This window comes from Tomitella gaofuii, assembly GCF_014126825.1.
Taxonomy (GTDB): domain Bacteria; phylum Actinomycetota; class Actinomycetes; order Mycobacteriales; family Mycobacteriaceae; genus Tomitella; species Tomitella gaofuii.
In genome coordinates this window covers 1,061,279-1,073,762 of record NZ_CP059900.1, presented here as the reverse complement: position 1 = coordinate 1,073,762, position 12,484 = coordinate 1,061,279, and the positions used below count along the sequence as shown (strand labels likewise).

9 protein-coding genes and 3 pseudogenes are annotated in these 12,484 nt (G+C 74.7%); all 12 read right to left on the bottom strand.

The features are described from left to right. Window positions 1-3: 3 nt before the first annotated feature. The 12 genes and pseudogenes from H4F70_RS04850 to H4F70_RS04800 all read right to left on the bottom strand — a co-directional run bounded on the left by H4F70_RS04850 (window position 4) and on the right by H4F70_RS04800 (window position 12,479). Complete coding sequence (locus H4F70_RS04850) at window positions 4-477, bottom strand: hypothetical protein (RefSeq protein WP_182359216.1); 474 nt, start codon at window positions 475-477, stop codon at window positions 4-6. Next, a complete protein-coding gene (locus H4F70_RS04845) occupies window positions 474-2,300 on the bottom strand; it encodes a hypothetical protein (RefSeq protein WP_182359215.1) in 1,827 nt (608 codons plus the stop codon). The genes H4F70_RS04850 and H4F70_RS04845 overlap by 4 nt, the downstream gene beginning before the upstream one ends. After that, window positions 2,300-4,690, bottom strand: coding sequence for a hypothetical protein (locus tag H4F70_RS04840; RefSeq protein ID WP_182359214.1), 2,391 nt, complete (start codon window positions 4,688-4,690; stop codon window positions 2,300-2,302). The genes H4F70_RS04845 and H4F70_RS04840 overlap by 1 nt, the downstream gene beginning before the upstream one ends. Next, a complete protein-coding gene (locus H4F70_RS04835; protein ID WP_182359213.1) occupies window positions 4,687-5,553 on the bottom strand; it encodes a glycoside hydrolase family 16 protein in 867 nt (288 codons plus the stop codon). Before H4F70_RS04835 ends, H4F70_RS04840 begins: the two co-directional genes overlap by 4 nt. Window positions 5,554-5,599: 46 nt before the next feature. Continuing rightward, window positions 5,600-6,646, bottom strand: a complete 1,047-nt coding sequence (locus H4F70_RS04830; RefSeq protein WP_182359212.1) for a GNAT family N-acetyltransferase — start codon at window positions 6,644-6,646, stop codon at window positions 5,600-5,602. After that, a complete protein-coding gene (locus H4F70_RS04825; protein WP_182359211.1) occupies window positions 6,643-7,440 on the bottom strand; it encodes a polysaccharide deacetylase family protein in 798 nt (265 codons plus the stop codon). The genes H4F70_RS04830 and H4F70_RS04825 overlap by 4 nt, the downstream gene beginning before the upstream one ends. Further along, window positions 7,437-9,137 carry a glycosyltransferase family 2 protein gene (locus tag H4F70_RS04820; protein WP_220471769.1) on the bottom strand — a complete coding sequence of 567 codons (1,701 nt, stop codon included), beginning with the start codon at window positions 9,135-9,137 and terminating at the stop codon, window positions 7,437-7,439. Before H4F70_RS04820 ends, H4F70_RS04825 begins: the two co-directional genes overlap by 4 nt. Before the next feature lie 121 nt (window positions 9,138-9,258). Next, window positions 9,259-9,540: pseudogene (locus H4F70_RS21065) on the bottom strand (glycosyltransferase family 2 protein); the annotation flags it as partial. Continuing rightward, window positions 9,537-10,193, bottom strand: a complete 657-nt coding sequence (locus tag H4F70_RS04810) for a glycosyltransferase family 2 protein (protein WP_220471768.1) — start codon at window positions 10,191-10,193, stop codon at window positions 9,537-9,539. The gene H4F70_RS04810 and the pseudogene H4F70_RS21065, both read right to left, overlap by 4 nt. A gap of 260 nt (window positions 10,194-10,453) precedes the next feature. Beyond that, complete coding sequence (locus H4F70_RS20950) at window positions 10,454-10,696, bottom strand: hypothetical protein (protein WP_308316644.1); 243 nt, start codon at window positions 10,694-10,696, stop codon at window positions 10,454-10,456. 59 nt (window positions 10,697-10,755) lie between these two features. Beyond that, a pseudogene (locus tag H4F70_RS20945) lies at window positions 10,756-10,923 on the bottom strand (arsenate reductase/protein-tyrosine-phosphatase family protein); the annotation flags it as partial. 67 nt (window positions 10,924-10,990) lie between these two features. After that, window positions 10,991-12,479 (bottom strand): annotated as a pseudogene (locus H4F70_RS04800) (NAD(P)H-hydrate dehydratase). Window positions 12,480-12,484 lie beyond the last annotated feature (5 nt).

Here is a 12,484-nt window from a genome sequence, read left to right as displayed (position 1 = left end):
GCTTCATCGCGGCTCACTCGTCGATACGTCGGCCCCGCGACAGCCGCCGGATCGCGCCCGCCGCAGCACGAGGCGCCGCCGTGGCGTCCTCGCCCGAAGTAGCCGCCCCTGCATTCCGCGCCAAAACTGCGGCCACGATGCAAAGCCCCCCGCAGTGACGACGCTGAGCGCGGCGATCCCGCCCGCCACCGACCACAGCCCGCTGACCACCATCGCAGTCGCGACGGCGGTCGTCGCGCACACGCTGAGCACGAGCGCCACGGCGAGTCGGTCGGCCGGCCGGATACGGCCGGTGCGGGCAAGCCGCCAGGCCCACCCGCTGCCCGGCGCCAGCAGGCAGAACAGCGCCGCCGCGCCGAGCCGCAGCGGTGGATACACCACCAGCGCCACCATCACCACCGCGGTGGCCGCGGCCGCCGCGGCCGACGCCGCCGACGCCGCCGTGGCGACGGGCCGCGCCCCGCCCCGATCGTTCATGACCCCTCCCCCGCCTGGGACGGCGCGAACACCACCGCGTCGGGATTCTCATAGACCACCGTGAACTGCGGCGAGCGCCGCAGTTCCCGTTCCACATCCGCCAGCGTGCCCGGCGGCAGCGTGCGCCCCATCTCGGAACCGATCTCCTGCGACCGAGTGATCAGCAGGTAGGACCTCGCGAACTGCGGATTGGTCAACCAGTCGTGCAGCACGCCCACGGGATGCGTGACGACGTTCTCGCGCGAGGGCCCAGGCTCCCGATCGATCGCCACGTAGGCGAACTTGTCGTAGTAGAGGAACTGGCCCGGATAGTTGGTGCTCCCAGTGACCAGCAGCGACCCGGGCGGCGCGGTCCGGTCGACCCATGCCGACGCCGCCACCTCGTCCTGCGTGAAGTAGTTGCCGCGCTCCTTGCCGTAGTAGCCCAGGAAGAAGCCCGGCACCACCAGCGCCACCGCGGCGGCCGCCGCCACGAAGCGGCGATACGGGAATCCCGGGACGGCGGAACCGGGCGGCCCCGACCGACGGTGGATCCCGCCGGACCCCCCCGCCCCGGCCTCCACGGAGGCCCGGGCCGGGGGCAGGCAGGCCATCGCCGCGAGGTAGGCGATGAACGGCGCCGCGAACAGATACACCCTCAACAGCGCCTCGCCGCCGAAGGACGTCTGCACCATGGTGGCGACGGGAGCGGCCATGAGCACCAGGGCGGCACGCTGCGGGTGGCCGCGCCGCCGTGCCAGCCACGCACCGATCAGTGCGATCAGCACGGCGAGCGCCACCGTCGACCGGTCGCCCCATGACACCAGCGCCTCGGCTCCGCTCGCCCCCGCGGACTTGGCGAAGGTGGCATCGGCGTTGGCCACCGGCCGGCCGAAACCCGCGATGAGCTCGCTAACGTTGGCGACCGTGTAGCCGCGCGCGAACGTCAGCGCCCATCCCCCGCACAGCACGATCGCGATCAGTGGCAGGTACCACCCGCGCACCACGCGGAACATCACGAGCGCCGTCACCGACGACACCAGCACCAGCAGCGTGATCTGGTGGGTCACCGCCAGCGCCGCCACCGTCACCGTGAACAGGCCCAGCCGCACTGCTGCGGGCATGTCGCGCCGCAGCAGCGTGCCTATGACTGCCAGGTACAGAACGAACGCCATGGCCTGGGGCGAGAAGTAGTCCTGCCCCACCCAGGTGATGACGAAGAACCACAGCACCGCCAGCCAGGCCAGGTCCTCGCGGTCGGTGAGTCCGCGCAGCACGAACCGCAGCACCACGAGGATCATCAGGTTGAACCCCAGCGGCGCCCACAGCGCCAGCGTGAAGGCGTCGTGCACGCCGCCCGCGGACGAGACCAATGCGCTGCCGGCGAAGAAGCCCGACCAGTTGTGGTAGATCGGGTTGACGCCGATGTGCGGGTCGACGGCCCCGTTGCGCAGGATGTAGTCGACGATGCCGAGGTGCTTGTACGACCACGCGTAGCGCACCGTGCCGTAGAGCACGGCCGGCGTGCCGTGCACCAGCGCCAGATAGGTCACGATGTGCGTGCCCGTCACCCAGCCGGGGCGCCGCGCGAAAATACTTGCCAGCGTGCCTAGCAGAAGGAGCGCCAGCCCCGTCGTGGTGGCGATGTCGAACAGGTTCAGCAGCCCCAGCCCGCCCATGCTCAGCGGCCCGCCCGCGCAGGCGAAGCCCACGCACCACAACAGCACCGCAGCCGCCAGGCACAGCAGCGGCCGTGCCTGCGCGCGCAACGCGGCGGCGGCGCGCCCGGGCGTGCTCTCGGGGCCGGGGGGTTGTGCGGCGCCCCGCCGGCTCGTGGCGGCCATCAGCATCGCGCGCCCCCCGTCTCCGCGCGACCGGTCCCGGCGGGCGCCGCACCGAACCGCACCGCACCACCGCTGCCGCCGGCCACGAGCTGCAGCACCGGCCGCACGTTGCGCCGGTGCCACACGGCGCCCGGGGCGTTACGGGTGGCCCGCAGCCGGGTGTTGGACACGTGCTGCAACCATGCCAGCAGCACCAGCACGTCCAGCGGCAGGGCCGGGTTGGGCCGCGGTGCGTCGGCATCGGCGAGGAACCGGCGAAGCCCGTCTGGATCTCTCAGTGCCGCACACGCCGCCGCGCCCAGCTCGGCCGGCCGGGTGGCCAGATACCAGTGCACCGGGTCCAAGTCAGGCAGGGCGTCGGGGTCGCCGTTCTCCCAGTCGACGATCCCCGTCACCGCGGCGCCGTCTGCCAGCACGTTGCCGGGCCAGAAATCGCCGTGCGCCTGCGCGGTCACCACGGTGGCGCCGTCGAGCGGCGCCCGCAGCCGCTCGCGCACCAGCGCGAGCGCCCCCGGCGCGCCGTCGGCCCCGCGCAGCACGTCTAGGGGCGTGTCGACCCACCGGCGGAGGCATTCACCATCGACGCGCACCGCGCGCGCCGTGCCCCGCTGCACCCGGCCCAGCGCGGCGAACGCGGCGGCCGCCTCCGCGGCGGACGCGGCAGCACCGGCGTCGAACGGCCGGCCCGGCAGCCGCGTCTCGCACACCGCCGTCCGGCCTTCCACCCTCACGATGGTTCGGACCGTGGGCAGCACCGCCGCCGCGTCCGCGTCGATCGACGCACGCAGGCGGGCGACGGTTTCGGCGTGCCGTCCCAGCCCGCGGTCGGCGGCGGCGGACGTGGAGAGCTTGAGCACCGCGGGCACGCCGGCGTCGTCAACGGCCAGCACGAGGGTGTCCGACTCCGCGTCGAGGCGGCGCACAGCGGCGCCCACATCGAACCCGCACGCCGCCAGGGCGGCGCCCAGCCCGCCGGCCGCGTCCCGACCCAGACGCCGCTGCCGCCACGCGCGCGGCGCGCCGGCCAGCGCTGCTCGCCCGCCCGCGTCGCCGAACAGGCCGGTCTTTCCGGTGGCAAGCAGCAGCGCGGCGGCCGTGCACTGTGCCACCAGCACCGCCGCACCGATGCCGGTGACGCCCCAGGCGCTGAGCGCGAACCAGCTGCCTGTCCAGATCATTGCGGCGATGAGGACGTAGACGGCGACGACGGTGCGCATGTCGCCGCGCACGCGCGCTGTGCTCACGCTGATGCCCACGACGATCTGCGGTATCGCCGAAAGCAGGATCAGCCGCAGCGCCCCGGTGGCGCCAGCCTCGTAGTCGTTGCCCAGCACCCGCAGCACCAGCGGCGCCACTGCCGTGCCGAACAGCGCCGCCGGAACCACCAGCGCCACACAGTAACCCAGCGCCCGCCGCGCGTGGGCGACGGACTGCAGCGGGTCGTGCGCCGACTCCGCGATCAGCGCGCTGCCGATGTTGCTGGTGACCAGGTACAGCGAATACCCGATGGCGTTGGCCATGTAGTAATAGGCGCTGGCGTCGGCCCCGCGCACGTTGAGGGCGATCAGAGTGAGCACCTCGGGCACGGCCATCCACACCAGCCACGCGGCCTGGTCGTAGGCGGCGAACCGCACGAGCAGCCGCAGCGGGAAGCGCGCGGGCTCCACGCCGCCGCGGGCGGCTTCCCCGTCTTCCGCGCCACCGCCAGCCGCGACGCTCCCCGCGGCGCGGCGGCGTGCCGTGAGCGCGAGCACCAGCACCGATACCCCGGCCACCGCCGCCGCAGCGGGCAGCGTGGTGGCCGCGAACACCGCCCACGTGGCCGACGCCGCGAACAGCGGCACCGCGGCGAGCTTGGCCACGGAGTACAGCGCGTTGGCCACCGGAACCCACACGCTGCTGCGCAGACCGATGAGGATCTGGTCCTGCAGCACGAAAAGCACCCACACCGCGGTTGCGGCGATGAAGGCGCAGGCCGTGGCCGCCCCGTCGCGCAGGAACGCCAGCTGCGGCGCCCACCAGCGCTGCCCGGCGAGGAACACTGCCGCGGCGAGCACCGCCGCCGTCGCGCTCGCCGCGTAGGCTCCCGCAATCAGCCGCCGCGACGAGGCCCCGGCCACGGGCAGGAAGCGCACCAGGCCGTTGCGCAGGCCCAGGGTGGCGAGGTTGGCGAGCAGTGTCATCGCCGACACCAGCGCTGTGCCCACTCCCACCGCGTGGGTGGGCAGCAGCCGGGCAGCGATTGCCCAGAAGGCGAAACCCGCGGCGGAGGTGACGCCGGTGCTGATGATGAGTGCGGCGGCGTTGGCGCGCAGCGCGCGCCCGGCGCGGCGGGGACCGCCAGCGGCCGCGTGGCCCGGTGCCGCGGCCTCCGGCCGCGTGAGGGTCACTGTTCCCCCGCAGGCTCGATGCGTACCGAGTCGACGAGAAACTCGGCCGGAAACGCCGAGGCGTCGGGTTGTCCGCCGTAGACGCCGCCCACAGCAAGGTTGAGCAGCAGGTACATCGGCTCGCTCGGGACCTGATCGCCGGTCACCCGCCACTCCTCCGCCCCGTCCAGCGAGTACACAAGCAGCCCGGGCGACCAGTCGAGCCGCACGGTGTGCCACGTCTGCGACAGGTCGGCTCCTTCCGGCAGGGCCACGGTCTGCCCGCTCACCGACTGTGCACGGTCGCCCGGGTGGAAGTACATATTGGCCTCGCCCGGGAGCTGCCCCACGGCCTCCATCATGTCGATTTCGGGCACCGACGATTCGCTCGCCGGCAGCAGCCAGATCGCCTGCCACAGGCCCGCACCGCGCGGGATCTGGAAGCGGACCTCGACGGTGCCGTAGGTGAAGGTGTATTTCGGTGGGGCGTCGTGCTTCGGTGGACCCGTGGTGACCACGCCCGAGACATACGGGAAGGTGTCGCCGTCGCCGCTGACGGTGCGGTGCTGGGCGGTGAGTACCAGCGCGCCCCCGCGCACCGAGACCTGCTCCGGCCGGTACCACTCCAGCTCGTTGTTCGAGGCGATCGTGCAGCCGCCGTCCTCCTGCCACCAGTAGCAGGTGCTCCATCGCGACATATCCAAGCGGGCGCCGTCGAACTGCTCGTCGAACGCGTGCGCTCCCCCGGGCCGCGCGGTGGGCCGCGGCGACACCGTCGGGGACGCGGCGGAGGCGGCGCCGTCGCGTCCCTCGTGGCCCAGCGATACGTTGACGGTGCACGCGGACGTCAGCGCGAGCACCACGGCGGCAGCCGCCGCAGCCACGACCTTGCGCGTGGCCGGAGGGCTCCCACCAGGCCGGCGCCGGCCGCTAGTCATCGCGGAATCCGATCACACGCTTGACCCCGGCGCGCAGTACACCGTCGGCCCGCGTCCAGGGCAGCCGCTCAAGGCGCACCTCTGCGTAGTCGACAGGGTGCGCGCCGAACTTCTCCTTGGCCCGGGCCAGCTCCGTCGAGCCGCCCGACTCGCCCATGTGGAAGGCGGTGCAGCCTCGCTCGAGGGCCAGCTCGATCGAGGTCCAGCAGGCGAGCTCGCTGGCGTGGGAACGCCCCAGGCGTTCGCGATCCATCGCCGCCCGGGTGCCGTGCGCCGTACGCCCGTAGAGCACGACCACCCCGGCCACCGCGACGCCGTCCACGCGGCAGAGCGTGACGACGAAGTCCTCGCCAAGATGCTTGCCCATGGCCGCCAGCTTGGCGAGCGGGTCGCGGCGGCGGGCCCGCGCGCGGGCGAGCGGGCGCGGCTCGTGCTGGTGCTCCGCCCACCGGTCCACCGAGGACAGGAACAGCCCGTAGTACTCGTCGAGCAGCGCGCCCGAGTGCGCCGAGACCACCTCCACCCCGGACCGACGCGCCAGGCGCACGTTGCGCCGCCCCGTCTGCGAGAGCCCCGCCCACACCGCGTCACGGCCCGGCGCCAGCTCGAGCACGTGCGCGCGGCGCGGCACCAGCGTCGCGCCCGCGGCACCGGCGGCGGCCCGCCACGCGGACGCGGCCACCGGGTCCGGCCGAATCCACACCCGCTGCGCGCGCTGGCGGCGCAGGTCGCCGAGCACGTCGCGCACCTGCCGCGCCGAGAGCGCCCGCGCGCTGAGCAGCCCGCCGATCCCCCACGCCGGCGGGAAGGACTGCAGGCTGCCGCCGATCCCGGCCGGGCCGCGCCGGCGCACCAGCGGCAGCACCGCCTCGGTGCCGTCGTCGAACACGTACAGCCGGCTTAGGTCGGTGTAGCGCTTCGAGGCGCACACCGCGTCCACCCATTCAGGCACCTGCTCGGGCAGGGCCGTGTCGCTGGCGGCGACGATCCCGCGCCAGCGTTCCCGCGGCGCCGGCATCGTCACCGCGACGCCGGTCATGCGTGCACCGCCCGCAGCCGGCTGCGGATGCGGCGCGTGCCGCGCCACACGGTGGTCTGCATCCGCTCGTGCGGGGCGGCGATGCGGGCCCCGCGGCCGCGGAGCAGCGCGGCGATGCGGCCGGGACCGTCGTCGGGGGCCATGGTGATGCGCGCCAGCCGGTACACGTCGTCGCCGGTGTGGCTCAGCGCGTTGCGTACTGCAGCCGCCGAGGTGTACCCGGCGTCGATGGCGGCGCGGCGCACGTTCCGGTCGTGAAAGCCGTGCGGGTAGGCAAAGGTGGTCACCTCGCAGGACAGCGCGTCCTCGAGGATGGCGCGGCTGTCGCGGATCTCCTCGCGAGCGCAGGCCAGCGGCAGGCAGTCGAGCTGCGGGTGGCTGACGCTGTGCGCGCCGATCTCCAGGCCCTCGCCGGACAGCGCGCGCAGGTCGGCGGCGGGCAGCATCCGCATCGCCCCCGCCTGCCCGTCCATCCAGGCGCTGCGCCCGCCCAGGTGTCCCGCGACCGCGTACATCGTGGCCGTGAGGCCACGGGCGCGCAGCCGGGGCCACGCATACTCGGCGAAGTCGGCGTAGCCGTCGTCGAAGGTGATCACGACGGTGCGCCGCGGCGGCGGGGTGCCCGCCCGCAGCATCGCCGCGAGCGCGCCCACAGTGCATGCGGTGAAGCCGAGGCCGGTGACGGTGTCGAGGTGCTCGGCGAACAGGCCGGGGTCGATGGTGAAGCGCTCAAAGCCCTCCGCCGGCACGGGCCGCACCGAGTGGTAGAGCAGGATCGGGATCACGGCGCTCATGCCCGCACCTCCTGGGCCGCCCGCGCCGTACGCCGCCGGCTGCGCAGGTAGAGGTACGGCCCCGCGGCCATGCCGCGGCGCTGCGCCCGCACCAGCGCACGGGGGTACGGCGGCAGCCCCGGGATCACCGGCTCGGCGTCGCCGCCGGACACCCGCGCCACCGCGGCGGAGGCGTTGCGCGCCAGCACGGCCAGCGTGCGCGGGTCGTCGAGCACGCACCGGGTGAGGTACGCGCCCAGGCCCACGCCGTAGCCGTAGGCCTGGCGGCGCAGCTGCGCGTAGTCGCGGTGGTGCGGGTGCAGCACGATCGCGGACGGCTCGTAGGTGAGCCGATGCCCGCCGCGCACCACGTCGTAGAAGGCGGCCAGGTCGTCGCCGCCCATCGCTGCCGTGCCGGCGCCCAGCGCCGGATCGAAGCCGCCCACGGCGCGTAGGTAGCCGGTGCGGAAGGCCATGCTGGCGCCCGAGCCGAACGCGCCCGCGGTGAGCGGGAAGAGCGGGTCGCCGGGGCGCGGCCCGTCCAGGTCGAAAACCGTGCGCCGCAGGCCTTTGTCGAATACCGCCCGCGCCTCCACCCACTGCTGGGGCAGGGTGTCGAGCTCGCGCGGCGCGATCATCCCGGTGACGCACATCGTCGACGGATCGGCGTCGAACACGTCCAGCAGCGCCTCGAGCCACCGCTCGTGTACCAGCACGTCGTCGTCGGTGAACGCCGCCACGGGCGTGACGATCAACGGCAGCGCGGCATTGTGCGCGAGCGCGAGGCCGGGGCGGTCCTCACGCACGTAGTCCACGGGGCAGCCGCCCCCGGCCAGTGCGGCGACGGTGCGCTCGGCGGCGGCGTCGGACGGGGCGTTGTCGACCACGACGATGCGCGCGGGCACCGCGGTGCCGCGCCACACCGACAGCACGCATTCGGCCAGGCCGGCGGGCCGGTCATGGGTGGCGATCACCACCGTCGCCTCGGGGCGCCGCCGACCTGCGGCGCGCGGCCGGGCTGCGCGTGGCGGGGATGCGTCGACCCGGTCGAGCTCGGTGATTCGCCGGGCCACGGGAATGCCGTCGTCGAGCAGCAGGCACAGCGCCCGGCCGTAGTGTCCTGCTCCGTCGGCGCTGGGGACGGCGGGCACGTCGGCACCGTCGAGGATCAACGGCAGGATCGGCTCGGCCACGGTTGCCGGGACGCGATGCGCGCCCAGCCGGGCGCCCGCGAACCCGTACGCGGTGAGACCCGCGCCGGCGACGATTGCCCCCGCGCGCAGGATCCCGGCCCCCTCGCCGCGCACGGCCCGGGCGAGGTTGCGCCCCACCCCGACCGGCAGCGTGCGGCGCACGTACGCGCGCTCGGTGCGCAGCGCCGCCGCCGCGCCCGTGCGCTGCGCGACGCCGGCCTTCGACGCCCCCTCCGCCAGGCAACGGCGCCGGAAGTACGCGGCCGTCGCCCGCTCGCGCGGCACGTAGTGGTGGACGCGCGCGGCCGGGTCGAGCAGGAACACCCCGCCGGGCCGGGCCGCCGCGATGCGGATGCACAGCTCGGTCTCCTCGCAGCCCGCGGCGCCGGCCGCGGTGCGCCCGAGCCCCGCGTCGAACCCGCCCGCCTCCTCGACCGCGGAGCGGCGGAACGACATGTTGCAGCCCATGAGGTTGCGCACCGGGGCCGTGCGCCGCGGCTGGCCGCGGTATCTGCAGCCCACCACCCAGTCGAACTCGTCCGGCCACCACGCGGGGCGCGCGCCCCGCCCACCGCGGCACCGCATGCCCGCCGGCGCCGAGCACCCACGGGTCGGCGTAGTGCGCGGCCAGGGCGGCCAGCCAGCCGGGCTCGGCGACTGCGTCGTCGTCCAGGTAGGCCACCACAGCCCCCGACGCGGCCGCTGTGCCCGCGTTGCGCGCGCCCGAGAGCCCGGGCGGATCGTCGGACGCGATCACTGTGATGCCGGCACTCTCCTCCGCCACGCGCGCGAAAAGGGCCGGATTGTGATCTACGACGACGATCACCTCGTCGGGCGGGCGGGTCTGCGAGCGCAAGGAGGCGAGCGCGTCGCGCAGCAGCGGGAGCCGGGCGTCCGCGTGTGTGCAGACCACCACCGAGACGATCATCGCGCACCGTCCGCCACTGCGGCGACCGCCGCCCCCACCGCCATCGGCGGGGCGGCTGCACGAGTCGCGGGGACGAGTGCGGCCTCGCCGGGACGGGGCACGTGCACGACGATCTCGGGGTGCCCCGGGCCGGTGCTCTTGCGGTAGCGCTGCACACGCACCCGCTCGCGGGCAATGGCGCCGAGCACGCGGAAGCCGTCGCGCATCGTGCGCAGATTGCTCTCGCCGCTGATCCGCTGCCCCTCATACGAGGCCACCTCCACCACGCGCAGCCCGGCCGTGAGCGCGCGGACGCTGAGGAAGGTCTCCACCTCGAAGCCGGCCACGTCGGCGTCGAAAAGCGGCAGCAGCTCGCGCCAAAACGCCATGTAGCCGTAGCAGAGGTCTGAGTACCGGCCGCCGAACGACGCGCGCACCAGGTAGGTGAGCATCGAGTTGCCCAGCATGCGCACCGGGGTGAGGTCGGCGCTGCCCCCGCCCTGCAGGAACCGGGAGCCCTTGACCAGGTCGGCGCCCGCCTCGAGCGCCGAGACGAACGCCCGGATCTCGCTAGGCGTCATCGAGCCGTCGGCGTCCATCATGACGATGATGTCGCTGGTGCAGGCCTTGAAGCCAGCCAGCAGCGCGTACCCTTTGCCCAGACGCCTGCGCAAACTCCACGGCGTGGTCGGCGTTGCCGGCCTGGCGGGCGTGGCCGCCGGCTGAGTGGCGCACCGGTGTGTCAGGCGGCCTGCCCGGCGTCGTCGACCGGTTGAACGTCCGGGATGGCAGAGCGGGCACACCGCCACAGAAATCGCGAAGCCCGGGACGCACACAGTCGAGCCCGGCCACGTGAGGCCGGGCTCGACTCGCTAATACCGACCCACACTCCTAGCGGAGCCCGCGACTGGGCTCACCCCGGCGCACGGCGGTGTCACGCCCGACCACCGGCCCGGGCCGACACCGTCTCCAGCAGCGCGGGCAGCGCATCGCGGATCTCCTCGGCCACCCGCACGAAGGCTGCATCGGCGCCGCCCATCGGATCGGCGAAGTCGAGCCCTCTCGGCCTACCCTCGTGCACCCGTGCCTCGACGAGACTCGCGGCGCCACGGGTGCCCAGGCGCGCAAAGTGCGCGGCCTCCCGCAGTGTGAACGTGCCGCGGAACCGCCGCGGCACAGCCGCATCACCGCCTCGCGCTGCGCCTGTGTCATGGTGATGACCAGATCGGCCTGCCCCAGCGTGGGCGTGAGCCGGCGTGACTCGAATCCCAGCGCCGAGCCGCCCAGCGACTCCAGCACCGCCGCGGCCCGCGGCTCCATTCCCGAGCCCACCAACGCGCGGACGCCCGCGCTCGCAGCCGTCACCCGCCCCTCCATGCCCTGTTCGCGCGCCCAGGCGACCATCAGGCGCTCGGCGGTGGGGCTGCGGCAGATGCTGCCCGTGCACACGAACAGCAGCCTCACGCCGGCGCTACCCCCGCATCGCCCGCACCGCCGCACGGACGCATGCCAGCACCGCCGAGGCCGACACCGGCGCGCCGGCCCGCTCCCCGTCCACAGCGCCGGCACCTCGCGCCGCGATCCCTGCCGCCGTCGAGTGCACGCGCGCCGCCGCCGCGCACGCGAACGCCGGGTCGAGCCCGGCCGCGAGCAGCGCGCCGACGATGCCGGTAAGCAGGTCGCCCGAGCCGGCCGTCGCCGCCCACGCGTGCCCCGAGTGCTCGGCGTACGCCTCACCGCCGGGCGCACTGATGAGCGTGACGTTCCCCTTGAGCAGCACCGCGGCGCCCAGGTCGGCCGCCAGCGCCCGCACCGCGGCGAGCCTGTCGGCCGGCACGGGCCCGCCGGTCAGACGTGCGAACTCCCCCTCATGCGGCGTGAGCACGGTCGGCGCAGTACGTTCGCGCACCCACCCCGGATGCCGGGCGAGCAAGGTCAGCGCGTCGGCGTCCACCACCACGGGCACGTCTGCGCCCAGCACCGTCCGCAGCCGCTCTTCGGCCTCGTCGTCCAGACCCATACCGGGCCCCACCGCCCATGCCTGCACGCGGCCGGCCTCGGCGACGGTGTCGGTGGCGATGACCTCGGGCCACGCCGCCAGCACCGCCTCCCGCCCGGTTCCGGCGTACCGCACCATCGCCGACGTGGCCGCCACCGCGGCCCCCGCGCACAGCACCGCAGCCCCCGGGTACGTGCCCGAGCCGGCCGCCACTCCCGTCACGCCCCCGGAGTATTTGTCGTCGTCCGCGCCGGGCACCGGCCACGCGCGGCCCGCGTCGGAGTCGCTGCACTGTCGCAGCTCCGGCGCGCCGAGCGCGAGCCCGATGGGCACCTCCACCACCCGGCCGCACCACCGCGCACCGAGCACGTGCACGGGTTTGCGCGCCCCGAACGCCACCGTGACGTCCGCACGCACCGCGGGCCGTCCGTCGCACCCGTCTGCGGGTCCACGCCACTGGGCAGGTCCGCGGCCACGAACACCGGCCGCTGCGGCTCCGTGTCGATCCGCGCGACGAGCTCCGCCGCATCGGGCCGCAGGCCGGCCGCCCCGAGATCCCCACGATGCCGTCGAGGACCAGGTCGGTGCCGGCCGCCGCCGCGGACCCGCGCACCCGCCCCGCGAGCACGTCCGCGGCCGCCACCGCGACGCCACCGGCCGCACGCAGATCCGCCAGTCCCGCCGGGTGCGCCCGTTCCGGCCTCATCAGCACCGCGGTCACGGCCGCGCCGCGCCGGCGCAGCAGCGCCCCTGCGAACAGCACGTCGCCGCCGTTGTCGCCCGAGCCGACCAGCGCCAGCACCCGTCGTCCCGCCACTCCGCCGCGCGTGCGTACCAGCTCGGCGGCCGCCAGCACCGCCAGACCGTGGGCCGCCCGGCGCATCAGGGTGCCCTCCGGCAGCGACGCCAGCAGCGGCACCTCCGCCGCGCGCACCGCGTCGACGCTGTGGAACTCGCGCATACGGC